This is a genomic window from Microvirga massiliensis (genome assembly GCF_001006805.1).
Lineage (GTDB): Bacteria > Pseudomonadota > Alphaproteobacteria > Rhizobiales > Beijerinckiaceae > Microvirga > Microvirga massiliensis.
This window is the reverse complement of record NZ_LN811358.1, coordinates 318,973-342,257: the sequence shown is the minus strand read 5'-3', so window position 1 is coordinate 342,257 and position 23,285 is coordinate 318,973. Positions and strand designations below refer to the sequence as shown.

23 protein-coding genes are annotated in these 23,285 nt (G+C 64.9%); 13 read left to right on the top strand and 10 right to left on the bottom strand.

The genetic code is table 11. The annotated features are described in order from the left end of the window. Nucleotides 1–131: 131 nt before the first annotated feature. The gene (locus BN1233_RS25800) at nucleotides 132–2,972 is read left to right on the top strand and encodes an EAL domain-containing protein (RefSeq protein WP_425311748.1); all 2,841 of its coding nucleotides are present in this window, start codon (nucleotides 132–134) and stop codon (nucleotides 2,970–2,972) included. Nucleotides 2,973–3,064: 92 nt separating this feature from the next. Here the strand turns inward: BN1233_RS25800 and BN1233_RS25795 are convergent, their stop codons facing one another. Further along, complete coding sequence (locus BN1233_RS25795) at nucleotides 3,065–3,676, bottom strand: YqgE/AlgH family protein (RefSeq protein WP_244470728.1); 612 nt, start codon at nucleotides 3,674–3,676, stop codon at nucleotides 3,065–3,067. A gap of 193 nt (nucleotides 3,677–3,869) precedes the next feature. Here BN1233_RS25795 and BN1233_RS25790 point away from each other — a divergent pair, with 193 nt between their 5' ends. Both BN1233_RS25790 and BN1233_RS25785 read left to right on the top strand, forming a co-directional pair. Beyond that, nucleotides 3,870–4,700, top strand: a complete 831-nt coding sequence (locus tag BN1233_RS25790) for a protein-disulfide reductase DsbD domain-containing protein (RefSeq protein WP_052763934.1) — start codon at nucleotides 3,870–3,872, stop codon at nucleotides 4,698–4,700. Nucleotides 4,701–4,746: 46 nt separating this feature from the next. Next, the gene (locus tag BN1233_RS25785; protein WP_046866465.1) at nucleotides 4,747–5,232 is read left to right on the top strand and encodes a peroxiredoxin; all 486 of its coding nucleotides are present in this window, start codon (nucleotides 4,747–4,749) and stop codon (nucleotides 5,230–5,232) included. Between the two features lie 17 nt (nucleotides 5,233–5,249). Here the strand turns inward: BN1233_RS25785 and rnhA are convergent, their stop codons facing one another. From rnhA to ispH, 3 genes are all read right to left on the bottom strand, one after another. Then, nucleotides 5,250–5,711 carry a ribonuclease HI gene (gene rnhA, locus BN1233_RS25780; protein WP_046866464.1) on the bottom strand — a complete coding sequence of 154 codons (462 nt, stop codon included), beginning with the start codon at nucleotides 5,709–5,711 and terminating at the stop codon, nucleotides 5,250–5,252. A gap of 250 nt (nucleotides 5,712–5,961) precedes the next feature. Next, the gene (locus tag BN1233_RS25775) at nucleotides 5,962–6,924 is read right to left on the bottom strand and encodes a homoserine kinase (RefSeq protein ID WP_046866463.1); all 963 of its coding nucleotides are present in this window, start codon (nucleotides 6,922–6,924) and stop codon (nucleotides 5,962–5,964) included. A 6-nt stretch (nucleotides 6,925–6,930) separates the two neighbouring features. After that, complete coding sequence (gene ispH, locus BN1233_RS25770) at nucleotides 6,931–7,890, bottom strand: 4-hydroxy-3-methylbut-2-enyl diphosphate reductase (protein ID WP_074078354.1); 960 nt, start codon at nucleotides 7,888–7,890, stop codon at nucleotides 6,931–6,933. Between the two features lie 257 nt (nucleotides 7,891–8,147). Here ispH and BN1233_RS25765 point away from each other — a divergent pair, with 257 nt between their 5' ends. Next, the gene (locus BN1233_RS25765) at nucleotides 8,148–9,548 is read left to right on the top strand and encodes an MATE family efflux transporter (RefSeq protein WP_046866461.1); all 1,401 of its coding nucleotides are present in this window, start codon (nucleotides 8,148–8,150) and stop codon (nucleotides 9,546–9,548) included. Nucleotides 9,549–9,587: 39 nt separating this feature from the next. Next, a complete protein-coding gene (locus BN1233_RS43325; protein ID WP_048708211.1) occupies nucleotides 9,588–10,352 on the top strand; it encodes a DUF937 domain-containing protein in 765 nt (254 codons plus the stop codon). A gap of 59 nt (nucleotides 10,353–10,411) precedes the next feature. Here the strand turns inward: BN1233_RS43325 and BN1233_RS25755 are convergent, their stop codons facing one another. Continuing rightward, the gene (locus BN1233_RS25755) at nucleotides 10,412–10,738 is read right to left on the bottom strand and encodes a DUF1127 domain-containing protein (RefSeq protein WP_046866460.1); all 327 of its coding nucleotides are present in this window, start codon (nucleotides 10,736–10,738) and stop codon (nucleotides 10,412–10,414) included. Between the two features lie 126 nt (nucleotides 10,739–10,864). Here BN1233_RS25755 and BN1233_RS25750 point away from each other — a divergent pair, with 126 nt between their 5' ends. Beyond that, complete coding sequence (locus BN1233_RS25750; RefSeq protein ID WP_046866459.1) at nucleotides 10,865–11,755, top strand: LysR substrate-binding domain-containing protein; 891 nt, start codon at nucleotides 10,865–10,867, stop codon at nucleotides 11,753–11,755. Nucleotides 11,756–11,764: 9 nt separating this feature from the next. Here BN1233_RS25750 and BN1233_RS25745 read toward each other — a convergent pair whose 3' ends face one another. The 4 genes from BN1233_RS25745 to BN1233_RS25730 form a co-directional block, all read right to left on the bottom strand. After that, nucleotides 11,765–12,679 (bottom strand): DMT family transporter, encoded by a 915-nt coding sequence (locus BN1233_RS25745; protein ID WP_046866458.1) that lies wholly within the window; start codon nucleotides 12,677–12,679, stop codon nucleotides 11,765–11,767. A 276-nt stretch (nucleotides 12,680–12,955) separates the two neighbouring features. Further along, nucleotides 12,956–14,323: a glutamate--cysteine ligase gene (locus BN1233_RS25740; RefSeq protein ID WP_046866457.1), complete on the bottom strand. Its 1,368-nt coding sequence runs from the start codon at nucleotides 14,321–14,323 to the stop codon at nucleotides 12,956–12,958. A 114-nt stretch (nucleotides 14,324–14,437) separates the two neighbouring features. After that, a complete protein-coding gene (locus BN1233_RS25735) occupies nucleotides 14,438–15,577 on the bottom strand; it encodes a carboxylate-amine ligase (RefSeq protein WP_046866456.1) in 1,140 nt (379 codons plus the stop codon). 280 nt (nucleotides 15,578–15,857) lie between these two features. Next, complete coding sequence (locus BN1233_RS25730; protein ID WP_046866455.1) at nucleotides 15,858–16,604, bottom strand: 16S rRNA (uracil(1498)-N(3))-methyltransferase; 747 nt, start codon at nucleotides 16,602–16,604, stop codon at nucleotides 15,858–15,860. Between the two features lie 379 nt (nucleotides 16,605–16,983). On the opposite strand from BN1233_RS25730, the gene BN1233_RS25725 reads away from it, so the two are divergent. Next, the gene (locus BN1233_RS25725; protein WP_147707527.1) at nucleotides 16,984–17,340 is read left to right on the top strand and encodes a hypothetical protein; all 357 of its coding nucleotides are present in this window, start codon (nucleotides 16,984–16,986) and stop codon (nucleotides 17,338–17,340) included. Further along, nucleotides 17,337–18,275: a 4-hydroxybenzoate octaprenyltransferase gene (gene ubiA, locus BN1233_RS25720; protein ID WP_046866453.1), complete on the top strand. Its 939-nt coding sequence runs from the start codon at nucleotides 17,337–17,339 to the stop codon at nucleotides 18,273–18,275. The genes BN1233_RS25725 and ubiA overlap by 4 nt, the downstream gene beginning before the upstream one ends. Nucleotides 18,276–18,292: 17 nt before the next feature. Here the strand turns inward: ubiA and BN1233_RS25715 are convergent, their stop codons facing one another. Continuing rightward, nucleotides 18,293–18,766 carry a DUF6101 family protein gene (locus BN1233_RS25715; protein WP_147707525.1) on the bottom strand — a complete coding sequence of 158 codons (474 nt, stop codon included), beginning with the start codon at nucleotides 18,764–18,766 and terminating at the stop codon, nucleotides 18,293–18,295. A gap of 312 nt (nucleotides 18,767–19,078) precedes the next feature. Between BN1233_RS25715 and BN1233_RS25710 the strand changes: the two genes are divergently transcribed. Genes BN1233_RS25710 through lpxK form a run of 5 tightly spaced genes read left to right on the top strand, consistent with a single transcriptional unit; the run spans nucleotide 19,079 to nucleotide 23,222 of the window. Beyond that, nucleotides 19,079–19,909 (top strand): inositol monophosphatase family protein, encoded by an 831-nt coding sequence (locus BN1233_RS25710; protein ID WP_046866451.1) that lies wholly within the window; start codon nucleotides 19,079–19,081, stop codon nucleotides 19,907–19,909. Nucleotides 19,910–19,936: 27 nt separating this feature from the next. Continuing rightward, nucleotides 19,937–20,167 (top strand): DUF4170 domain-containing protein, encoded by a 231-nt coding sequence (locus tag BN1233_RS25705; RefSeq protein ID WP_046866450.1) that lies wholly within the window; start codon nucleotides 19,937–19,939, stop codon nucleotides 20,165–20,167. Nucleotides 20,168–20,179: 12 nt separating this feature from the next. Then, nucleotides 20,180–20,896, top strand: a complete 717-nt coding sequence (locus BN1233_RS25700; RefSeq protein WP_046866449.1) for a lysophospholipid acyltransferase family protein — start codon at nucleotides 20,180–20,182, stop codon at nucleotides 20,894–20,896. Then, on the top strand, nucleotides 20,896–22,188 hold the full coding sequence (locus tag BN1233_RS25695; protein WP_425311747.1) for a 3-deoxy-D-manno-octulosonic acid transferase: 1,293 nt from the start codon (nucleotides 20,896–20,898) through the stop codon (nucleotides 22,186–22,188). Before BN1233_RS25700 ends, BN1233_RS25695 begins: the two co-directional genes overlap by 1 nt. After that, a complete protein-coding gene (lpxK, locus tag BN1233_RS25690; RefSeq protein WP_046866447.1) occupies nucleotides 22,188–23,222 on the top strand; it encodes a tetraacyldisaccharide 4'-kinase in 1,035 nt (344 codons plus the stop codon). The genes BN1233_RS25695 and lpxK overlap by 1 nt, the downstream gene beginning before the upstream one ends. Nucleotides 23,223–23,285 lie beyond the last annotated feature (63 nt).

The window sequence follows — 23,285 nt, the reverse complement described above, 5'->3', positions numbered from 1 at the left end:
GGCTCGGGCGTAAGGCTCCCGCCTTGCTCCCGGCCTTCCTGACCGGTACCGATTCTCCCTTGCCTGCGAGTCACGGACGAAAGATCGAAGCCTTGCGGATCGTCAGTTTCGCTCTTGCGCTCCTGCTCGCAATGCTGAGCCTCGGCGCCTGGTCGTCTCCGGCGTCGGCTGTCGAAGCCGTCCGCGTGACCCTCGACGCGAAGGCCATTGACCTTACCCCGATGGTCGAGCGCTATCGATCAGAGGGCGACGAGATCCGCATCTCGACGGCGATGGGGCGCGACGGCATCGTGCGCCGCATCGCCGTGAAGGCGCGTGAGGCCGGCAGCCGGCCGGACTGGATCGTCTTCGCCCTCACCAACGAGACCGACGAGCAGATCGACCGCATTCTCGTGGCGCCGCATTTCCGCATGACAGGGTCGGGCGTCATCTGGCCGGACCTCGGCTCTTCGCGCATCGCGGCCATCACCGCGAGCCAGGGCATCCGGCCCGAACGCCAGGACAACGCCGATGCGGACATGTTCCTCATCACGCTCGATCCGGGCACGACGGTCACCTTCGTGGCCGAACTGGCATCCTCGAATCTCCCGCAGCTCTATCTCTGGCAGGCTGCGGCCCACACGGAGCGAATGAACGGGCTGACGCTCTACAAGGGTATCATCATCGGGATAGCCGGCCTTCTCGCGCTGTTCCTCACGATCGTGTTCGTCGTGAAGGGAGCCCTGATCTTTCCGGCAGCGGCAGCGCTCGCGTGGGCCGTGCTTGCCTATGCCTGCATCGATTTCGGCTTTTTCCAACGTATCTTTCCGGTCACGGACGCCGCGGAGCGGGTGTATCGCGCCGGTGCGGAGGCCGTGCTCGCCGCGACCCTGCTGGTATTCCTCTTCGCGTATCTCAATCTCAACCGATGGCATGTCCGCTACAGCCACGTCACCGGATTGTGGCTCGTCTTCCTCGCAGCGCTCGTCGGCCTCGCGGTCGTCGATCCGCCGATGGCATCGGGCGTGGCGCGAATTTCGATCGCGGCCGTCGCAGCCATCGGCTTCGTGCTGGTGATCCATCTCGCCACGCATGGCTACGATCGGGCGGTCATGCTCGTCCCGACCTGGCTGCTGCTCATCGCCTGGGTAGTGGCCGCGGGCTTCACGGTCATGGGCCAGCTCAACGGGGATCTCGTTCCGCCCGCACTCATCGGCGGCCTCGTCCTGATCGTGATGCTGATCGGCTTCACGGTGATGCAGCACGCCTTCGCGGGTGGCGGCTTTGCGCAGGGGCTCGTGACCGATACCGAACGGCGGGCCCTCGCCCTCGCGGGCGCCGGCGACATCGTGTTCGACTGGGACGTGGTCTCCGACAGGATCTTCGTCAGTCCGGAGGTGGAGCACCAGCTCGGCCTCAAGCGTGGCGCGCTCGAAGGGTCTGCTGCCGACTGGCTCGATCTCGTCCATCCTTTCGATCGCGACCGCTACCGCACCTCTCTCGATGCGGTGATCGAACAGCGGCGCGGCCGGCTCTCGCTCGACTTCAGGCTTCGCTCCGCCTCGGGTCAGCATCACTGGTTCCGGCTGAAGGCACGGCCGGTGATCGGCAGCGATGGCGAGGTCGTTCGCATCGTCGGCACGCTGTGCGACGTCACGGATGTGAAGACCTCGGAAGAGCGCCTCCTTCACGACGCCGTCCACGACAGCCTGACGGGCCTCCCCAACCGCCAGCTCTTTGCCGACCGCCTCGACGCTGCCCTGAATTTCGCGAGCCAGGATGATGCCATCCGGCCGACCGTCATCGTCGTCGACCTTGATCGCTTCAAGCAGATCAACGAGGCTGTCGGGTATTCAGCGGGAGACTCGATCCTCCTGACTCTTTCACGGCGTCTCGGTCGCCTGCTGCGGCCGCAGGATTCACTAGCGCGGCTCGCCGGCGACGAATTCGCCCTGATCCTGATGTCGGAGCGGGAAACCGACCGCATCATCGCCTTCGCGGAGCTGATCCGTCGCGCCGTCAACACGCCGGTCACCTACGCCGATCGCGAGGTCTCGCTGACGGCGTCGATCGGATTGGCGCTCTACGATCCGCAGATCGCCCTTCGGCGTGATGAGATCCTGAAGAATGCCGAGATCGCGATGGTCAGCGCGAAGCGGCTCGGAGGTGACCGCATCGAAGTCTTCCGCCCGAACATGCGTTCTGACCACAGCGACCGGTTCACCCTCGAAGCCGACCTCCGGCGCGCCATCGAGCGCGGCGAGATGCGGGTGCTCTTCAAGCCGATCGTCCGGCTCGAGGACCGCACCATCGCCGGCTTCGAATCGATGCTGCGCTGGGACCACCCTCGCCTCGGCCAGATCGGACCGCAGGACTTCCTCCCGCTCGCGGAAGAGACCGGCCTCATCGTCGGGCTGAGCGTGTTCCTTCTCGAGCGAACGGCCAGGGAGCTCGCCGCGTGGCAGAGCGCCCTCGAGGTCGATCCGCCGATCTTCGCGAGCGTCAACATGTCAAGCCGCCAGCTCCTGCGGCACGACCTCCTGCACGAAGTGAAGACCGTTCTCCTCCGCACGGGCGTGCTGCCGGGCTCTCTCAAGCTCGAGATGACCGAGAGCCTCGTGATGGAGAATCCGGAATACTCGGCGCAGATGCTCAGCCGACTTCGCGATCTCGGAGCCGGCCTGTCCCTCGACGATTTCGGGACCGGGTTCTCCGCCCTCTCCTATCTGCTGCGGTTCCCGTTCGACACGATCAAGGTCGACCAGTCCTTCGTGCGCCAGATGGCGCACGGACGACCGGTGATCCTGCGCTCGATCATCAAGATGGCGCACGAGCTCGAGATGGAAGTCGTCGCCGAGGGCGCCGAGACGGAGTCGGAAGCGATCGAGCTCTACCAGCTCGGCTGCGAATACGCGCAAGGACCTGTCTTCGGCGATCCGATGTCGCCGATTCAGGCCCGTCAGCTCGTCGGGGCTACGCCGGAAGCTGCATGATTTGAGAGGTCGGCGCCGCCACTCTCACTAGACGACTCGTTCAGGGTGCTCGTTCTCGTCGAGGGGGAGGCGGAAGCCTCTGCGTAGTCCCGTCAAGCGTGCCCGGCCTCCATCGACAGCATACCCGGATCGATGCCGATCTTGCGCAGGGCGAGCAGGTAACGCGTGTCGGCCGCGCTGTTGAAGATCAGCTCGGTATCCGCAGGGCAGTTGAGCCAGCCATTTGCCTGGATCTCGCTCTCGAGCTGCCCCGCCGACCAGCCTGCATAGCCAAGAGCAAGGACGGCATTTCGCGGCCCTTGGCCGCGGGCGATCGCCCGCAGGATGTCGATCGTGGCTGTCAGGCAGATGCTGTCGTCAATCGGGAGCGTCGACTGGTCGATGTGAAAGTCCGGCGAGTGCAGCACGAAGCCGCGGCTCGTTTCGACAGGGCCGCCCATCAGAACCTGCATCTTGCCGACCTCAGTCGGAAGGCGAATGCGCTCGGCCTCGGGGACTATGTCGAGCTGCACCAGGAGATCCGGGAGGCTGAGATCTGCGGCCGGACGGTTCAGGACGATCCCCATCGCGCCCTCCGCCGAATGGGCGCAGATGAAGATGACGGAGCGCGCGAAGCGTTCGTCCGACATCCCTGGCATTGCGATCAGGAGCTGCCCATCCAGGTAGCCTTCGCCGGTAACGTCCTGTGTGGTCCTCAGAGCCATGAGATTCATGCTACGCCACAGCGCCGTGTTGTCCAGTGACCCTCTCCAGCCGTGCCCGCAACAGGGGGAACCGGGGATCGGCTTTTCCGCGGGCCTGAGCGTCGATCGGTGAGCCGAACCCGCTCACGGGAACGTGGATGGCAGGTCGAGAGGACCTTCGACAAAGGAAGTGCGAGCGGGAGGTATCAGTTCCATGAGTTCTATCGCGTACTTGGCCACGCTGCTTGGAGCCATGCTGGTCGGGCTCGCCCCCACGACTGCAGCCTCCGATGCAGCGTCCGAGTGGAGCCACGGATTTCACTCACGGGTGCGTCTCGTCTCGGGCGGCGGTGACGACGGCAAGCGACTGGCCGGGATCGAGATCGTCCTCGACGACGGGTTCAAGACCTATTGGCGCAACCCCGGCGATTCCGGCCTCCCTCCGCGCTTCAACTGGGACGGGTCTCAGAACGCCGGATCGATCGAGGTCGAATGGCCTGCGCCCGAGCGTTCCACCGACGCGGCGGGCGTCGCTTACGGGTATCACGATCGCGTGCTCTTTCCGGTGGTCCTCGCGCCGGAATCGGCTGGAAATCCGACGACGCTCAAGCTCGCCGTCGAATACGGAGTCTGCAAGGAGATCTGCATCCCGGCCCGTGCGGATCTCGTCCTCCGGCTCGAAGACGACGACCGGGAGCATCGCGATGCCATCGACGACGCGCGATCGAGCGTGCCGCGCCAGCGTTCCCTCGGATCCGACGAGCCGCTTTCTATCCGATCGGTTCGTCCCGTAGCGGGACCAGTTCCGACCTTCGAGGTGGAAGTCGCTGCGCCCGCGGGAACGGCCCCTGCCCTCTTCGCCGAGGCGCCGGAAGGATGGTTCGCCGCGACGTCCGAACCCGATTCGCAGCAACGTTTCAGGCTTACCCTGGAGGAAAAACCGAAGGACGCTAAGGGAACGGTGCCGCTGCTCCTGACCCTCGTCGCGGATGGGCAGGCCATCGAAACACGGGTCGACCTCGACGCAGGCGCTGCCGCACGGTAAGCGAGGGCGACCGCGCTTCCGCGCCGGTTCGTTCAGGAGAGTTCCGATGACCATTCAGGTTGGCGAGCGCCTGCCTCAGGCGACTTTTCGCGTCATGACGGCCGAAGGGCCAAAAACCAAGTCGACGGATGAGATTTTCAAGGGCCGCAAGGTGGTCCTCGTCGCAGTGCCGGGTGCCTTCACGCCGACCTGCCACCGGAATCATCTGCCGGGCTACGTCACCAAGGCGAGCGAGATCAAAAGCAAGGGAATCGACGCGATCGTCGTGACCGCCGTCAACGACGTGTTCGTTCTGGATGCCTGGTCGAAGGCGTCCAATGCGGGTCCCGATATCGAGTTCCTGTCCGACGGAAACGGCGATTTCGCAAAATCCCTGGGACTGTCGCTCGACGGTTCGGGCATGGGACTCGGCACGCGCTCGCAGCGCTATGCGATGCTCGTCGATGACGGTGTCGTGCGCGTGCTCAATGTCGAGGATGCGCCTGGCAAGGCCGAGATTTCGAGCGCCGAGAATCTGCTGAAGTCGCTCTGAGTGACGACTGAATCATCTCATCCCCTCGCCGCCCGGCGGGGGGATCGATAGGGCTGCATCGCAGCGACCGCGAGCGCATCGACGCGGATGTTCATCAGGTCGTCCGCGTGCCCCCTGACCCAGTGCCACTTCACGTCGTGGCGTGCGGCAGCCGCGTCCAGCGCCTTCCAGAGATCGTCGTTCTTGACCGGCTTGTTGTCGGCCGTGCGCCAGCCGCGTCGCTTCCAGTTCGCCATCCAGGCCGTGATGCCTTGGCGAACGTATTGTGAGTCAGTGTAGAGATCGACATTGCAGGGCCGCTTCAGCGCGTTCAGAGCCTCGATCGCCGCTGTCAGCTCCATGCGGTTGTTGGTGGTGAGCGTTTCACCGCCAGAGATCTCCTTTTCGGACGCGCCGAACTGCAGCACCGCAGCCCAGCCGCCCGGGCCGGGATTCCCCGAGCAGGCTCCGTCCGTGTAGATCGTGACGCGGTCGCTCATGGGTGCGTCTCCGCGTAATCACTGCGCGCAGGGTTTCCCCCCTCACTCGCCCCTGCGGGGCGCCCCCCGTAAGGGGCGGGGTGAAGGTAGATTTGGGTTCGTTCTGCCAAGTTGTGGCGACCTCTCCCACAAGGGGCGAGGTGGTGTGCGAGCCGCCGCCGCTTCATCTCTCCCTCGACGGGAAAGGTCGGCTGGGAAAGCAGCCGGGTGTGGGTGGCGCCACCGCCCTGAACGAAATGACCAACACTCATCAAGCCAATCCGTAGTCGCTTGCACTCGTCACATGTCGGTGGAAAGCGAGTTTGCGATCGTATTCAAGCGGGTCCTTCGGCTTCACGAGAGCGCCGGGCGGGACATTCAGCCAATCGACGAGGCGCGTCAGCATGAACCGCAGAGCCGAACCGCGGCACAGGACCGGCAGTGCCTCCCGCTCGGCGGAGGTGAGCGGCCTGACGGATTGATAGCCTGCAAGCATTGCCCCGCCCTTCGTGACGTTGAAGGACCCGTCGGTCTCGAAGCACCAGGCATTCAGGCAAATGGCGATGTCGTAAGCGAAGGCATCCGTGCAGGCGAAGTAGAAATCGATCAGGCCCGAAACTTCGGCACCGATGAAGAAGACGTTGTCGGTGAAGAGATCGGCATGGATGATCCCGGACGGAAGGCCTGACGGCCATACCTGCCCGAGAAATGCCAGCTCCTTGCGCGTGCGCGCGGCAAGGCCGGGCGCAACACGGTCCGCTTGGCTTTCCGCGAGTGCAAAGAGTGGCTCCCAGCTCTCGAGAGACAGCGCATTGGCTCTGATCTGCGGGAAGTTCTGTCCTGCAATGTGCAGGCGTGCCAGGGCTCGCCCCAGCGCCTCGCAATGGCGGGCGGTCGGTCGCCGGACGGCAACTCCCTCCAGAAATGTGACGATCGCTGCCGGACGGCCGCCGAGTCGCCCGAGCGCTTCTCCTGTGCGATTGGTCACCGGCAGCGGGCAATTGAGTCCGCGCTGCGCGAGATGGCGCATGAGATCGAGGAAGAACGGGAGATCGCCTTCCTTCACGCGCTTTTCATACAGCGTGAGAATGAAATTGCCGCCGGTCGTGTGCAGGAAATAGTTCGTGTTTTCGACGCCCTCCGCGATTCCCTTATAGGACAGAACCGTACCGACATCGTACGTCTTCAGGAATGCGGCGAGCTCTTCGTCGCTGACTTCGGTATAGACGGCCATGCGCGACTACCCGGCTGCCGGCTCGCGCAATTCGCGCGGCAGGGGAAAGAACACGCTTTCATCCGCCGTCGAAACGCTCTCGACCCGAATGTCGTACCGTTCGGCGAACGCATCGAGGATTTCCTCGACGAGCACCTCGGGGGCCGATGCGCCAGCCGTGACACCGAGGCAGCGAATATCGTCGAACTCGTCCCAATTGATGTCGGATGCGCGCAGGATGAGACGGACGAGCGGACACCCTTCGCGCTCCGCCACCTCGCGCAGACGCTGCGAATTCGAGGAATTGTTCGATCCCACGACGATCATCGCATCGACCAGGGGCGCCACGTGCTTGACTGCGCCCTGCCGGTTCGTCGTTGCGTAGCAGATGTCCTCCTTGTGGGGACTGATGATGCCGGGAAAGCGTGCCTTCAGGGCGGCGACGAGCACCGCGGTATCCTCCACGGAAAGCGTCGTCTGTGTGACATAGGCAAGCTCCTGCCCGGGAGCAGGCAACAGGCGACCGACGTCTGCGAGGGTCTCGACGAGAGTGATGGCGCCGGGCGGCAACTGGCCCATGGTCCCGACGACTTCGGGATGACCCGCATGGCCGATCAGGAGCACATGGCGCCCGCGCTTGTGGTGAATTTCCGCTTCGCGATGCACCTTCGTCACGAGAGGGCATGTCGCATCGATGGCGAACAGCCGGCGATGCAGTGCCTCTTGCGGAACCGACTTCGGGACTCCGTGTGCGGAGAAGATCACGGGCGCGTCGCCCGGAGGCACCTCGTCGAGTTCGGCCACGAAGACAGCCCCCTTCCGCCGAAGGGAATCGACGACGTAGCGGTTATGGACGATCTCGTGCCGCACATAGACCGGCGGCCCATAGACCTCGAGCGCCTTCTCGACCGCATCAATGGCCCGGACCACGCCGGCACAGAAGCCGCGCGGCGCGCAGAGGAGGACGTCGAGAGGGGGCTTGGACATGGCCGTGCGATCTGGCGAACGAGCCCCCTCGGTGTCAAGCACTCCGGCGGCACGGCTGTGCCGCAGGCAAGGCTCGCCAGCGCCCCCGGGACCCTCTAGAAGCAGCGCCACGATCCTTATTCCAAGGCTATGGCGAGCACAGCGTTCCCTTTTCTCTCTCGTGGCTTCGCATCCTGGAGCAGCCCTGCTCCGATATCGGCGGAACCGGGGTGGCTCGGTCCTGAGAGGCGGGCGGCTCTCCGTCAGGAGGGGCCGTAATGCCGCGCACTCCGTTGCGCGACGATGGGTCCAACCCGCATTTCGTCTCGGGTTCGACGATGCAGCACGTCCTCGTCATGACGGGCACCGGGTCGATCGGCCTCATCGCGGTCTTCGCGGTCGATTTTCTGTCCCTCCTCTACGTTTCCTGGCTCGACGATCCGGCTCTGACAGCCGGGGTTGGCCTTGCGACGATCCTGCTTTTCCTCACGACCGCGATCAATGTCGGGCTGATGATCGCGGTCGGCGCCCTTGTCTCTCGCGCGCTCGGCGCTCGTGACCGAGAGCGTGCCCAACGCCTTTCGGCGTCATGCCTCCTCCACATGACCCTGGCGTCCGCACTGGTCGCGCTCGTGTTCATGCCGTTCCTGCGCCCGATCTTGGAACTCCTCGGCGCGAAGGGCCGGACCCTCGACACGGCTATGATCTTTCTCGTGATCGCCATGCCGACGAATCCCGTCATGGCGCTCGGAATGGGACTTTCGGGCGTACTTCGCGCCGCCGGAGACGCGCGGCGCGCCATGTACGTGACCCTTTCGGCCGCGGCCGCTACGGCCGTTCTCGATCCACTGCTGATCTTCGGGCTGGGCCTCGGGGTTCCCGGTGCGGCAATCGCGCTGGTCACGTCGCGGGTCATCTCGGCCATGGTCGGCCTTTCTGCCGCTGCATGGCTGCACGACCTCGTGGCGCGTCCGAACCTGCGTGACGCGATGGCCGATGCGCCGGCCATGTATGCCATCGCCCTGCCCGCGGTTCTCACCAATGTCGCGACGCCTACGGCCAACAGCGTATTTGCAGGAATCATGGCGCGATTCGGCGAGCAGGCGATCGCAGCCAATGCGATCGTCGACCGGATCATCCCCGTCGCCTTCGGGGGCCTGTTCGCCCTGTCGGGCGCCGTGGGTCCGATTCTCGGCCAGAACTGGGGCTCGCGCCGCTTCGACCGTATGCGCCAGACCCTCCGCGATGCTCTGATCGTGGCAGGGCTCTACGTCGCGGCCGTCTGGCTCATCCTGATCGCATTGCAGAACCTCGTGCCCATGCTCTTCCGGGCGGAGGGCCTCACGGCCGAGCTCGTATCGTTCTTCTGCCTGATCAGCGGGTTCGTGTGGTTCTTCATCGGGCTCCTGTTCGTGGCCAACGCATCCTTCAACAATCTCGGCTATCCGCTGCTCTCGACCGGGTTCAACTGGGGTCGGGCCGTGATCGGGATGGTTCCGGCAGCCCTGGCGGGCGCGGCCCTGGCCGGACCGAAGGGCGCGCTTCTGGGGATCGGGATCGGGTCGGTCCCATTCGGCATCGCGGCCATCCTGGTGGCCTTCGGCACGATCCGTCGTCTTGAACGAGAGGCGACACCGCCCATCTCGGCAGAACTGGCACCAAGGCGGCAAAGCGGGTAACTAAGACAGAGGCGCGCTGAAATGCAGGCCGGAGGTCCGATGATCGACTGGTTCGATGTGATGCGGCGAGCCCAGGGCGGCGAAGCCTTCGACAACCTGGCGCGCCAGTTCAACGTCACGCCCGAACAGGCCTACAAAGCGGCTCTCGCCGTGATGCCGGCTTTTGCGATGGGCCTGCAGCGGAGCATGACTCAGCCAGGCTCCGATCCCCTTCGCGCCATGCTCGGGGGGCCGTTCGCGGCTTTCTGGGAGTCCGCCACCAGGGCGAATACGCCGCAGGCTCGACAGCAGGAGCAGAAGCTTCTCGACCAGATTTTCAACAACGACGAGGTCAGCCGCCGCATCGCCCAGCAGGCCGCCTCGTTCTCGGGCATCGGCGTCGATGTGATGAACCAGATGCTGCCCCTCATCACCGGGATCCTGGCGGGGGGCTTGGCACGCGTGGCGCAGCAGCACACCGCTCTCTGGGCCTCCCTCGCGGCCTCCGCCATGAAGCCGCCGAACGTACAGGGCGACACGACGCCCATCGGACAGGTCGGAGCCGGCGCATGGGTGGACTACTGGTCCCGCTGGTTCGCTAACGAGGCAACTCCTCCGCCTCAACCCAGTGCCATGGACGAGATGGAGGAAGCCGCCCGCGATCCGACGCCTCCTCCGGAGCCGCAGAAGAAGGACAAGGCGCCCGATTCGGTAGCATCCGACCTCAGCCAGGCCTTCGAGGCCGGACAGGAGCTGCAGCGCCAGCATCTCGAGGTGCTGCAATCGATCTTCGATCAGTTCTGGGGCGGTCAAAAGAAATCCTGACGCCTCGACCCGAATACCGGACCCGGATCATCGGCCGTATCCGGCATTCCTGATCGGTGTCAGACCTGCGCGCAGCGTTCCTCAGGATGCAGCCGATGGCCGGCCTCTGCCGTACGCACAGCCTCGGCCCGCGCACGTCGCTCCGCCGAGCGCACGAGAAGGACGGATGACGTCCGGTAGAAGGGCTCGGCGAGCGCTCCGTCCACATCGCTGCGAATGAGACCGATATCCTTGAGGAAGCGGTCATCCGCTTCGGCAAGATGCAGGACCGCCCGTCGGTCCTCGATCGCTCTCAGTACCGCCCGCACCTGCTGCAGCAGCCAGGCGGCAGCGCGTGCGATGAATGAGAAGGGGCGGTCGATATCCGGAATGACATGAGGGGTCATGGCAACCTCCCGAGAGAGACGGCCGGAGAACGCGTTCCGGCAGAGCCCTTATGCCGCAAACGATGCGATCATTGAAACGAATGATAAATATGGCTAACATCACTCAGTACGATGGGAGATGGGGCCATGCATCTGTTGGACGTCGACCAGCTTCGCACCTTCGTCGCAATCGCGGATTGCGGCTCCTTCACGAAGGCGGCGGAGATCGTCCACAAGACTCAATCCGCGGTTTCGATGCAGATGAAGCGGCTCGAGGAGCGTATCGGCCGCCCGATCTTCGAGCGTGACGGCCGGCATTCGCGCCTGACGGATGATGGGGAGCGTCTCCTCGACTACGCCCGGCGGATCGTGCGGTTGAATGCCGAGTGTCTTGCCTCCTTCGACGATAAGGAGCTCGTCGGACGCGTGCGCCTGGGCCTGCCAGATGATTACGCCGATCGCTACCTGCCGGAGATCCTCGCCCGGTTCTCGCGCTCCAATCCTCGCGCCGAGGTGACCGTGATGTGCGAGCCCACGCCCAATCTCATCGACCGGGTCCAGAACGCCGACCTCGACCTCGCAATCATCACGCATGTCGACCATCGGTGGCCGTCGGAGATCGTTCGCGTGGAACAGCTCCTCTGGGTGACGTCCTCCCGCCACGCGATCCATGAGGAGGCCTCGGTGCCCCTGGCAATGGGTCGTCCGACCTGCAACTGGCGGCAATCGGCGACGGATGCGCTTCAGAGCGCCGGACGGCCATTCCGAATCCTCTATGTCAGCTGGAATTCGACAGCCGTGGGCGCCGCCGTGCTTGCCGGCCTCGCGGTATCCGTGCTGCCGGAGAGCGCCGTCCGATCCGGCATGCGCATCCTCGGACCGTCCGACGGTTTCCCGGCCCTGCCCTCCTGCAAGATCGGACTCATTCGCAACCAGCATGAGCCGAATTCGCTGGCAGATGCCCTAGGGGTTCACATCAAGCAGTCGCTGGACAATCTCGGATCGACGCGGGCCGCGGTCCCAGTGGCGGCGGAGTAGAGCCGGCCCTCACCGCCGGCCACTTCGGAGCACCAGGAGATTGCCGGCGAGCACGAGAACCACACCGCCGGCGGCAAGCCCCGTCCAGCGATAGCCCTCGAAAATCGTCGAAACCGCCAGTGCGACGAGTGGAAAGAGCACCGTTGCGTAGCCTGCGCGTGCAGCGCCGATCCGCCTCAGCAGTGTGAGGTAGCACGCAAAGCCTGCGATCGACGCGCCGATTGCGAGCCACACGAGCGAGACGACATAGCGTGCGGTCGGCTCGATGATGAAGGCGTGGCCGCGAAGGAGGCTTAGGAGCGTGAGCACCACCACCCCGTAGCTCATCGACCAAGCAATCGCCGAAAGGAGCGGAATTCCTCGCCGCTGGGTCACGGTCGAGACAATGTTGCCCAGGCAGAAGACGATCGTCCCGAGAACGCACAGGATGAGCCCCCAAACTCCGCCACCATCGAGGCCCGTGGAGAGTTCCGGCCAGAACAGCAGCGCCACGCCGCACGCGCCGAGGAGCCCACCCGCGGCGACGGCCGGCTCGACCCGCTGGCCGAGCAGCAGCGCTCCGAGCGCGAGATTGAAGACCGAGGCCAGGGAGAAGACAACCGCGAGGAGCCCGGACGGGATCGTGAGCCCGCCGTAGTAGAACAGGATGAAGTTGAACGAGAACAGGCAGAGCCCGGTGCCGAAAAAGCGAACGTGCTCGCGCCAAGGGAAGGTCACCGGCTCCCGCGCGGCCGTGACCCAAATCCACATTCCCACTGCGGCCAGCAGGAATCTCCAGAGGATCGATACTTCGGGCGCGACGACCCCGAGTTGCGCACGGAGCGCGATCCAGCTGGTCCCCCAGAGAAAGACGGTGGCCGCGTAGAGGGCGAGAGCACGCTCGTCGAGACGCGACCCGATCTGGCCTGGATCAAGAGGCTTCATGAACCGGGCCTAGCCCGAATTGCTCATCACTGCCAATGATGAAAAAAGATAGCATCTGTCATTCCAGTTGATGGGCAGTGGCAACACGCACCGCCCATCCTACCGCCACATCGTCCCTGCGAGCCGGAGGCGAAGCAATCTACCCATCGACGGATGCACTCCTGGATTGCTTCGCTCCGCTCGCATTGACGGCAGAGGCTTCAGTGACGAACTGGAAGGAGCAGCTGCCGCACGACACCAGCGCCCAACACGCCACACACCAACGGCAGTCCGAACCTAAAATACACACTCCTTGAACGCCGGCAGCACGGAGCCGCCCCACCGTCCGTGGTAGAGGTCGAGGAGCTCCTGCGCCGGTACCCGGCCGCTATTGACGATGTGCTGAAGGGGCTCAAGATAGATGCTCTCGTCCCGTCCTGCCGGATCGAGGCGCGCGCGGCGAGCGAGGCCGCGGCGCGAGAAATCGACCGCATCGCGTGCAATCTCGCGAAGGCTCCGTCCTTTCACGACTGCCGTAAGGCCCAACTTCGCCACGGCCGCACGCAGCGTCTCACGATCCTCGGCGCTCCATCCCCTCACGAGGTCCCACGCATCGTCGAGGCTGGCCTGATCGTAAAGGAGACCGATCCAGAACGCGGACAGCGCGACGATGCGGTCCGGCGGGCCGACATCGGCGCCGCGCATCTCGAGATAGCGCTTGAGGCGCACCTCGGGGAACAAGGTCGAGACGTGGTTGGCCCAATCCGATTGCGTCGCGCGCTCGCCGGGCAGTTGCGGGAGCTGCCCTTTCAGAAGGTCGCGGAACGAGGCCCCTGCCACGTCGTGATAGGTATCGTCGCGCTTCACGAAATACATCGGCACGTCGAGCGCCCAGTCGACGTAGTGCTCGTATCCGAAGCCCTCCTCGAATGCGAAGGGCATCATGCCGGTGCGATCGGGATCGGTGTTGCGCCAGATCAGCGAGCGCATCGACAGACATCCGTTCGGCTTGCCGTCGGTGAAAGGCGAATTCGCGAAGAGCGCGGTCGCGACCGGCTGCAAGGCGAGCGACACCCTCAGCTTCTTCACCATGTCGGCCTCGGACCCATAGTCCAGGTTCACCTGAACGGTGGAGGTCCGATACATCATGTCGAGGCCGAGAGAGCCGACCTTCGGCATGTAATCCGTCATGATGCGATAGCGCTTCTTCGGCATCACGGGCGTTTCGGCTCGGGTCCAGAGAGGACTCATGCCGAGCGTCAGAAACCGTATGCCGAGTCGGTCCGCGACCGTCCGGACGTGTTCGAGGTGCCGGTCGAGCTCCCGTGCCGTCTCGTGCAGGGTTTCGACAGGAGCCCCGGAGAGCTCGAACTGGCCTCCGGGCTCGAGAGAGATTGCGGCACCGTCCTCACTCGAAAGGCCGATTGGGTGATCGTCCTCGACGATCGACTCCCAGCCATCGAGCTTGACCATGCCGTCGAGCAGCGCACGGATACCGCGCTCGCCCTCATAAGGCACGGGCGCGGTTCCGGCGGGATAGAACGGGATCTTCTCGTGCTCGGTTCCGAGCCGCCACGCGTCCTTCGGCTTCTCGCCGGACGCGATCCAGTCCACGAGTTCCCGATGCGCGCCGATGGGAGTTGCATCGGAGACGTCGCGAGCCATGCGCCACCTGCAGATACGGGGCCGATGCCCCTGGGAAGGTGGCGTGTAAATACGGGAGGGGTGGCGATGCCGCAATCACCCCCGGATACGGCGGCTCGGACCGGGGACTCTCCCTCAGTGCACTGCCTGTCCCTCTCCCACGGTTTCCTGTGCCAGCCAGTCCACCACATCGGCCAAGGCTTCGCGATGCGAGCGGCTCCGACCCAGGCGATCGGTGAAGAGCGTAAGTTGCTGGTCGGCGCTCGTTCCGCGAGCAATGATCCACCGCGTGAGATCGAGCTCGCGCTCGCATCCGAGTGCCTCGGCGTCGTCCGCAACGAGATCGAGCGTCTCGTTCAGGACCTGCGATACCGGCTTGGCGCTGCGGGTGGCCTCGTCGACGAAGCTTCCGTGAATCCCGTAACGTTGGGCACGCCAACCGTTCTCGTCATTGATCGCGCGCGAGGCTCCGGTTTGATGTCGATGGAGATTGCGGTCGTTGACGAGGTGACGAACGAGGCAGCGATAGAGTGCCGCAATCGCGAGCGCATCGTCGAGGCGCGTGCAGCTATCGGCAATGCGCAACTCGAGAGTCGGATGCCGCAGCGACGGGCGGATCACCCACCAGACGGAACTCGAATTCTCGATCGCACGGGCTTCGACGAGCGTGTCGATATACCGCTCGTAGTCGGCAGCATCGTGGAACAGGTCGGGAAGGCCGGTCCGCGGCATTTCGCGACAGGCAGCGAGGCGATAGCCGAGGAGCCCGGTCCGTTGCGCCTGCCAGAAGGGTGATGAAGTCGAGAGGGCGAGAAGCAGCGGAAGGAACGGCTGGATCCGGTTCATGATGTCGACGCGAAGATCGAGATCCGGAACCTCGACATGGACATGCATGCCGCACACCAGAATGCGGCTGCCGATCATTTGCAGATCGTGCATCATCCTGCCGTAGCGCGACTGCGCACTGGCCCGGACGCGGTTCCAGACCGCGAGCGGATGCGTGCCGGCCGCCATGATTGAGAGATCGTGCTCGCGGGCGAGCGCCCCGAGAGTACGCCGGCGCTCGCCGAGCAGCTCGCGCGCAGTCCGGAAGTCCTCACAAGGTGGAATGGAGACCTCGATCTGTGGCTCCAGCATCTCGGGCGAAAACTGGCCGGGTATCGCTTCGCTCGCGCGCCTGAAGAAATCGGGCATCCGCGCCCGTGCCGTGTCGCGCTTGATCGCGTCGTTGACGAAATATTCTTCTTCGATGCCAAATCGATAGCCCCCGGTCATCGCGGGTCCTCCTGATCGATCTTCTTGAATTGGCCGCTGTAGTGCCCTGACTCGTGTGTCGCGATTGGGGCAGGGCGAGCGCGAGCCCGGGCTCGCGCGGCAGGGGCGGAGTCTCAGTGTCTGACTGAAAACGGCGCATGGAGGCATCCAATCCCGACCTGATAGAGCGGAGCCGGCTCGAAGTCGCCCGATCCAAGCCCTCTCACGTCGCTGGAATCCCAACCGCCCAGAGAGGCGGTGAGTTTTGAGTCAGACTCTAAGACGCGGGTGGACGATCATGTCACTGCCAGTCACCCAAAACGGCTTGAACGATCGCCAGGACCGCGACTGCTGCCGTATCCGCTCGCAGAATGCGTGGTCCAAGCGATACACGAACGCAACCCTCACAGGCGGCGACACGCGCCCTCTCCTCAGCCGTAAACCCTCCTTCGGGCCCCACCATAACCGCGACCTTGGCCTTTAGGTTCCGGTAGGCCGAGAGGGCCTCGATGGGGTTCGCCACAGGCGCATCCTCATCGCAGAACACCACAAGGCGATCCGGCTCGAGCCTCTCGACGGCGGCCACAAACGGCACGTCCGGCCGGATTTCCGGAATCGCGAGCACCCCGCATTGCTCGGCAGCCTCGATTGCGTTGGCGCGCATGCGCTCGAGATTGACGCGGCTGCTCTGGGTGCGCTGCGTGTAGACCGGCTGGAGGGCTCCAACCCCCAGTTCCACGGCCTTTTGAACCATATAGTCGAGACGGGCGTGCTTGAGCGGAGCGAACAGGTAGAGGAGGTCGAGGGACTGAGTTTGCTCGCGGACGCGATCCTGGCAGACGAGCTCGGCCTGGCGACGCCCCTCGATCCGGAGTTCCGCCCGCCATTCTCCATCCCGTCCATTGAACACCAGGACCGTGTCACCCGTGCGCAGGCGGAGGACGTTCACGAGATAATTGAGCTGATTCCGGTCAAGTCCGAAGCGCCCGCCCGGGCTCAGGGAGGCTTCGACGAAGAGGCGCGGCGCATCGAAATCGTAAAGAGCCATCACTCTGTTCCTGTCGGCGCAGGCCGCTGTAGAGTGCTTCCGCACCGGTTGGAACCACTTGCCTCCTCCCATGGCACCTCGCGTGGGCCGGTCTTGCCGCCTTTTGCCACGGATAAGCTGCATTCGGATGGCATTCCCCGGGCGCCGTCGGATTGCCTGGCCTCGCTCCGGGCAGTTGCCGCTTGGCCTGCCGCGCTACGATTTGCTAAGGGATCGGCGCGCGGAGAGCATAGCCCGCCGCCGAGGGAACTTGACCATGTCGCGTGCACTCCTACTCGCCCTCCAGGCCGCCGCCCTTGGTGCGGCCACTCTCGTCAGCAGTTTCGCCGCATCGCCCGCCGCCGCCCAGGCAAGCGGCTGCCAGGATGCCCAGACATTCATGAGCGAGCGTCAGAGTCTGACGCAGCAATTCCAGAAGGCCGCTGGCAAGGACAAGAAGATCGACCCGCGCTCCGCCTGCTCGATCTTCGGCAAACTCGTCAAGAACGGCGAGACCGGCCTGAAATGGCTGGAGGCGAACAAGGATTGGTGCCAAGTCCCCGATCAGTTCGCCCAAAACTTCAAGCAGGAACACGAAAAGATCACACAGCTCCGTGGTCAGGCCTGTGATGCCGCGGCCAAGATGGCTGCGATGGAGAAGCAGGCGCGCCAGCAGGCGAAACAGGCACAACAGGGCGGCAATCCATTCGGCGGCGGCCTCACCGGCGAGTACAAGATTCCCAAAGGCGCCCTTTGACCCGAGGAATCGGCCGCGACCGCACGCTGCCCGATGCCGTCAGGGGGCATTGGGCCGACCGGCGGACGCCGCGATTCATTCGCCCCTATCTCCGGCTGGCGCGGCTCGAGCGCCCGATCGGGTGGTGGCTGCTGCTTCTGCCCTGCTGGTGGTCGAGCGCACTGGCCGCCATAGCGGTGGATCAGCCGTATCCCAGTCCATGGCACCTCGCGCTCTTCCTTGTCGGCGCGATCGCGATGCGCGGGGCGGGCTCGACCTATAACGACATCGTCGACCGTCGCCTCGATGCCTCTGTCGAGCGTACCCGCGACCGGCCTCTCGCGTCGGGAGAGGTCGGCGTTCCGGCGGCTTTCGCCTTCGTCCTGCTGCAATGCGCGGTCGGTCTGGCGGTGCTCCTCCAGTTCAACCCGTTCGCGATCGCAACGGGCTTCGCATCCGTCGTCATCGTGCTGTTCTATCCGTTCATGAAGCGGGTCATCTGGATACCGCAGATCGTGCTCGGCCTCTGCTTCGCGTGGGGCGCGCTCATGGGCTGGGCAGCAGCGGTGGGCTCCCTCGCGGCCGCTCCGGTGCTCCTTTATGCCGGCTCGATCGCGTGGGTGGTGGGTTACGACACGATCTATGCCGTCCAGGACCTCGAGGACGACGAGATCGCCGGGATCAAGTCGTCTGCCCGTTTCTTCGGAGAGCACGTGCGCACCGGTATCGCGGTCTGCTACACGCTCGCTTTCCTCCTGATCGGAGCGGCCCTAATTCTTGCGGATTCCGGGCCGCTCGCTTTCCTCGGCCTTCTGGCCTTCGCGGTTCACCTGGGCTGGCAGGTGGTGTCCGTGCATGCCGGCGACCCAGCCGGCGCCCTGCGCCTTTTCCGCTCCAATCGCGAGGCCGGACTTCTCCTTTTTGCCGGCCTCGTGCTCGATGCCCTCCTTCGCTGAGCCGCAAGCGGCTCTGCTCAACGCTCTCCGGAGGCGGAGAGCTCGCGCTCCCGATAGACTCGCGGCCGCGTGGGGAAACGAGCCGGCTTGCGTCTCGTGAGGAAACGCGGCCTTCGATGGGCCAGCAAGCCGTGGCGGCGCCGCTGCCGGCTCGGACCGAGAAGAACACGGCCGAGCTGCGGATAAACCGTGGCGACCGAGCCGTTCGACAGCCGGATCTTCAACGCAAGACCCGTGGAGCGCCCGAGGGCTCTCCACTCGGCCACGGCGTCCTCTTCCGCATAGGGCCCCAGCGTCATGAGCGGAGCATTCTTCTCGTCGAGAACGACGAGAACGAAGGCGTCCCGCGCCTGGTCGAGATGGAGAGCTATGCTGTTCGCTGCCCTGCCGGGCAGCCCGACGATACCCGCCGGCAGACACGACTTCTCGTTGGCGCCGGGGTTGTGCCAATTTCTTGGCACAACCCCGGCTTCCGGAGTGACTATTGCCATGTTCGACGCCCTGTTAGGCCGGCCGGGGGTCTCTGACGGACCTCTCGACCTGATGAGGGCATCTTGCCCCTGATCTTGCGCCGACGGCTTAAGAGCTTGGGTTAAGGGAAGGTCAATCCGGCCGTTTCGGAAGCGATGCCAAACAAAGCCTTGCCTGCCTCTGCGGAAAGCTGCGCAAGTTGTCATCAGGACTTTCACGGCTGGTCCGGACCGACCGGGCGCCGCGCGATTCGGCGCGGCTCCCTCTTCTCTCGGGTGCAGCACCCTCCGGGTCTTTTGCGGCTCGCCGCTAACCCCCATGTGAAGGTGAGGATGCCTTCCCCCACACTCTCCGACGTCAGATCCCTCGCACCCGCCGTCGCGGACCTCGCGCGTGAGGCCGGCGCGCTCGCTCTCCCATACTTCCGTGAAGGCGATGCCACGTCCGCGCGGCGCTGGACCAAGGAGCGTGGATCGCCGGTCACGGAGGCAGATATTGCGGTCGATACATTCCTCGAGGAGCACCTTCTGCGGCTGCTCCCGGAAGCTGGCTGGCTCTCGGAAGAGACGGCCGATCGGCCGGATCGGCTATCGCGGTCCCTCGTCTGGATCGTCGACCCCATCGACGGCACGCGCGCCTTTATGACGGGCAATCGCGACTGGTCGATTGCCATCGGGCTCCTTCTCGAAGGCCAGCCTGCCCTCGGCTTCGTGTATGCGCCGGCCCACAGCATGTTCTATGAGGCCGTAGCCGGCAGAGGAGCGTTTCGAAACGGGGTTCGAGTGCAGGTGTCATCACAACCGAGCCTCCGCGGTGCTCGGGTCACCGGGCCGAAGCCGCTCATCGAGCAACTGGCGCGGAGGAGTGGCCCTATCGAACGCATCGACCGGATTCCGTCGCTTGCTCTCCGCCTGGCACGGGTTGCCGAGGGTTCCGTCGATATCGGCCTCGTCTCGACCGATGCGCGGGACTGGGACCTCGCTGCAGCCGATCTCATCCTGACCGAGGCAGGAGGACGCGTGGCCGCCCTCGACGGAAAGCCCCTCGTCTATAACCGGCCAGAGCCGATTCACGGCGAGCTCGCTGCCGCATCGGCACGGTTGCATCCCTGCGTCGTTGCCGCCATGAGGGCGGTGTCCGCGGAAGGCGCTGCCCTGCGCTAAGCCGCACCGGCCCCGGAGCAGCGCACCATGTCAGAAACCACCAGCAAACAGCTTCTTCACCTCGTGTTCGGAGGCGAACTGGAGCGCCTCGACGACGTGCAGTTCAAGGATATTCCGAAGCTCGACATCGTCGGGATCTATCCGAGCTACGCGACCGCTCACGCGGCCTGGAAGGCAAAGGCGCAGAGCACGGTCGACAATGCCCAAATGCGCTACTTCATCGTGCATCTGCACCGCCTGCTCGATCCCCAGGACTGACCGGCTCAGGCGATGGGGCTTTGGAAGCGGATTGCCAGATCGGCGCTCGTGCGGGAGACGCTCGGCGTCCTTCTCGCGGGTTATCTCGGCCTGGTGCGGCGCACCAACCGTTTCATGATGGAGCCCGAAGACGCCTATGATCGCATCGGCCCACTGATGCCCGTCATCGCGGCCATGTGGCATGGCCAGCATTTCATGGTGCATTTTGCGAAGCGCCCGCAGGACCGGGCTGCAAGCCTGGTCTCCCGTTCCGGCGATGGCGAACTCAATGCCGTCGCCCTGCGCCGGCTGGGAATCCGGGCCATTCGCGGCTCCGGCGCCCGTGGCCGGAAGGTGCGTGAAAAGGGGGGCGCAACCGCCTTGCGCGGAATGCTGAGGGCTCTGGCGGGCGGGGAAATGGTCGTCATGACGGCGGATGTCCCGAAGATTTCCCGGGTCTGTGGAACGGGCATCATTGCCCTGTCGCAGCTCTCCGGTCGCCCGATCGTGCCGGTTGCGGTGGTGACGAGCCGGCGCATCGACATCCGGAGCTGGGATCGTGCGAGTATCGGGCTCCCGTTCGGTCGCGGCGCGATCGTGCTGGGTGATCCCATCTTCGTCCCGCGCGATGCCGACGAGGCGGGGCTCGAAGCAGCGCGCCAGGAGGTCGAGCGCAGCCTCGACGCGATCCATGCCCGCGCCTATGAACGCGTCGGATCGCAGGATCCCGGCGCCGAGGTGCGCCGGTGATACACGGCCTGCCAGCCCTGCTCAGGGCGTACGGTGTCGCCACTGCGGCTTTCGAGCCGGCGATCGTCGGATTCCTGCACCTGCGCCAGCGGAGGGGACGAGAGGAGCGCGCGCGCCTTGGTGAGCGTCAAGGACGCCCGGGCCGAGCGCGACCTGCGGGGCACCTCGTCTGGGTCCACGGGGCCAGTATCGGCGAAACCATGTCTCTCCTGCCGATCATCGAGCGTCTTGCGCAGCGCGGGATTGCCGTGCTGGTGACGTCCGGGACCCGCACGTCGGCCTCGCTTCTCGCGCGTCGCCTGCCGCCCGGAGCCTTCCACCAGTTCGTGCCCGTCGATGTGCCGCGATACCTGCGGCGATTCCTCGATCACTGGCGGCCGGATCTGATCCTCCTGGCCGAATCGGAAATCTGGCCGAACACGGTGATCGAAGCCCACCGGCGCGCGATCCCGCTGATCCTCCTCAACGGACGCATGTCGGATCGCTCGTTCAGGCGCTGGGAGCATTTCCCGGCGGCGATCCGAGCCCTGCTCGAGCGGTTTTCTCTTTGCCTCGCGCAGAGTCACGACGATGCGGAGCGCTTCGCCCGGCTCGGCGCGCCGCAGGTCACGGTGGCAGGCAACCTGAAATTCGATGCTCCACCGCCTCCCGCAGATCCGAGAGTCGTGGCGCAGCTTTCGGGCCTGATGGCCGGCCGTCCCGTCTGGCTCGCTGCGAGCACGCATTCCGGTGAGGAGGAGATGCTGCTCGCCGTCCATCGTACGATTGCAGAACGTCATCCGGATCTCCTGACGCTCGTCGTGCCGCGGCATCCGCAACGCGGTCCCGAGCTCGCCGATCTCGCATCCCGCCTCGGACTCCGGACAGCACTCCGGTCGGATGGGGCGAATCCGGACAGCAGCACCGAGGTCTATGTCGCGGACACGATCGGCGAACTCGGGCTGTTCTATCGATTGACGACGCTCGTTTTCGTCGGCGGCTCGCTCGTGCCGCATGGCGGCCAGAACCCGATCGAGCCCGTGAAGCTTGGCGCCGCTGTTCTGCACGGGCCACACGTGCACAATTTCCGCGACATCTATGCCGCCCTCGATGGTGCTTCGGCCTCTATAGAAGTTCTCGATGAGGAAGCGCTGATCGAATCTCTCGACAGGCTTCTCGGCGACCCGGCCCGCATGCGCCGCATGGCACGTGCGGGTACGGAGACGATTCAGGAACTCGGCGGTGCCGTGGACCGCACCCTGCAGACGATCGAACCCTTCATTGCCCAGATGAAGCTCGCGGAACGGCGCTGATGCGAGCGCCCGCCTTCTGGGCGCAGCCCACCCCGAGCCCGGTCGCTCATGCGCTGCGCCCGATCGCAGCCTTTTACGGTGCTATCGCCTCGCATCGCCTGCGCCGATCCGGAATGCGCGCGCCGGTTCCGGTAATCTGCATCGGCAATTTCACGGCTGGCGGTGCGGGCAAGACACCGACGGCCATCGCTGTCGGGCAACTCCTGCAGCAAGCTGGACACCGGCCGGTCTTCCTCACGCGCGGCTATGGCGGACGTTTCATGGGACCGCTGCGTGTTGGAAGTGAATCTCGCGCGGACGATGTCGGCGACGAGGCGCTTCTTCTCGCGCGTGTGGCGCCGACGATTCTCGCACGCGACCGGAAGATCGGTGCGAAGCTGGCGGCAACGCACGGCAACGTAATCGTCATGGACGACGGCTTGCAGAATCCATCGCTGCAAAAGGATCTCGCAATTGCTGTGGTCGATGGCGGCACCGGAATCGGCAATGGTTTGTGCATCCCGGCCGGCCCGCTCCGGGCTTCGCTCGCCGCGCAATGGCCGCTTGTGCACACGGTCGTTGTGATCGGTGAAGGACCCGCCGGCGATCCTCTCGCCCGTGACGCAGATAGGCAGGGCAAACCCGTCTTCGGGGCACGACTCGTGCCGAACGTGAATGATGCAGAACGCGTTGCCGGCAAGCGGGTCCTTGCGTTTGCAGGCATTGGCCGGCCCGCAAAATTCTTCCAGACCTTGCTGGATGCCGGTGCGATCGTCGAACGTGAGATTGCATTACCGGATCATCACCGTTTTCGCGACGGAGAAGTCGATGATCTGATCAGGGAAGCACGGGGGAAGGGCTTGCGGCTCGTGACGACTGAGAAGGACGCAGCGCGATTGTCGTCCAGTCATCTCGAGGATGTCACTGTGTTGCGCGTGTCGCTCGCGCTCGACAATTCGAATGATTTCGCGGCATTGATCGCAGACAAAATTCGCGTGGCGCCGCCACCCTCACCCGCCCCTTCGGGGCGACCTCTCCCGTCAGGGGAGAGGTGATGTGCGCGCCGCTACCGCTTCGCCTCTCCATTGACGTGACGGGAGAGAGCTACCAATCCCCTC

Bases quoted from the DNA above. Each gene is read 5' to 3' on its own strand.
- BN1233_RS43325 (WP_048708211.1), top strand. From the start codon at position 9,588: ATGATCGACTGGTTCGATGTGATGCGGCGAGCCCAGGGCGGCGAAGCC.
- BN1233_RS25710 (WP_046866451.1), top strand. From the start codon at position 19,079: ATGCCTTCCCCCACACTCTCCGACGTCAGATCCCTCGCACCCGCCGTC.
- BN1233_RS25725 (WP_147707527.1), top strand. From the start codon at position 16,984: ATGAGCGAGCGTCAGAGTCTGACGCAGCAATTCCAGAAGGCCGCTGGC.
- BN1233_RS25740 (WP_046866457.1), bottom strand. From the start codon at position 14,323: ATGGCTCGCGACGTCTCCGATGCAACTCCCATCGGCGCGCATCGGGAA.
- BN1233_RS25730 (WP_046866455.1), bottom strand. From the start codon at position 16,604: ATGGCTCTTTACGATTTCGATGCGCCGCGCCTCTTCGTCGAAGCCTCC.
- BN1233_RS25795 (WP_244470728.1), bottom strand. From the start codon at position 3,676: ATGGCTCTGAGGACCACACAGGACGTTACCGGCGAAGGCTACCTGGAT.
- BN1233_RS25800 (WP_425311748.1), top strand. From the start codon at position 132: ATGCTGAGCCTCGGCGCCTGGTCGTCTCCGGCGTCGGCTGTCGAAGCC.
- BN1233_RS25700 (WP_046866449.1), top strand. From the start codon at position 20,180: ATGGGGCTTTGGAAGCGGATTGCCAGATCGGCGCTCGTGCGGGAGACG.
- ispH (WP_074078354.1), bottom strand. From the start codon at position 7,890: ATGTCCAAGCCCCCTCTCGACGTCCTCCTCTGCGCGCCGCGCGGCTTC.
- BN1233_RS25715 (WP_147707525.1), bottom strand. From the start codon at position 18,766: ATGGCAATAGTCACTCCGGAAGCCGGGGTTGTGCCAAGAAATTGGCAC.
- lpxK (WP_046866447.1), top strand. From the start codon at position 22,188: ATGCGAGCGCCCGCCTTCTGGGCGCAGCCCACCCCGAGCCCGGTCGCT.
- BN1233_RS25750 (WP_046866459.1), top strand. From the start codon at position 10,865: ATGCATCTGTTGGACGTCGACCAGCTTCGCACCTTCGTCGCAATCGCG.
- BN1233_RS25745 (WP_046866458.1), bottom strand. From the start codon at position 12,679: ATGAAGCCTCTTGATCCAGGCCAGATCGGGTCGCGTCTCGACGAGCGT.
- rnhA (WP_046866464.1), bottom strand. From the start codon at position 5,711: ATGAGCGACCGCGTCACGATCTACACGGACGGAGCCTGCTCGGGGAAT.
- BN1233_RS25785 (WP_046866465.1), top strand. From the start codon at position 4,747: ATGACCATTCAGGTTGGCGAGCGCCTGCCTCAGGCGACTTTTCGCGTC.
- BN1233_RS25790 (WP_052763934.1), top strand. From the start codon at position 3,870: ATGAGTTCTATCGCGTACTTGGCCACGCTGCTTGGAGCCATGCTGGTC.
- BN1233_RS25775 (WP_046866463.1), bottom strand. From the start codon at position 6,924: ATGGCCGTCTATACCGAAGTCAGCGACGAAGAGCTCGCCGCATTCCTG.
- BN1233_RS25755 (WP_046866460.1), bottom strand. From the start codon at position 10,738: ATGACCCCTCATGTCATTCCGGATATCGACCGCCCCTTCTCATTCATC.
- BN1233_RS25765 (WP_046866461.1), top strand. From the start codon at position 8,148: ATGCCGCGCACTCCGTTGCGCGACGATGGGTCCAACCCGCATTTCGTC.
- BN1233_RS25705 (WP_046866450.1), top strand. From the start codon at position 19,937: ATGTCAGAAACCACCAGCAAACAGCTTCTTCACCTCGTGTTCGGAGGC.
- BN1233_RS25735 (WP_046866456.1), bottom strand. From the start codon at position 15,577: ATGACCGGGGGCTATCGATTTGGCATCGAAGAAGAATATTTCGTCAAC.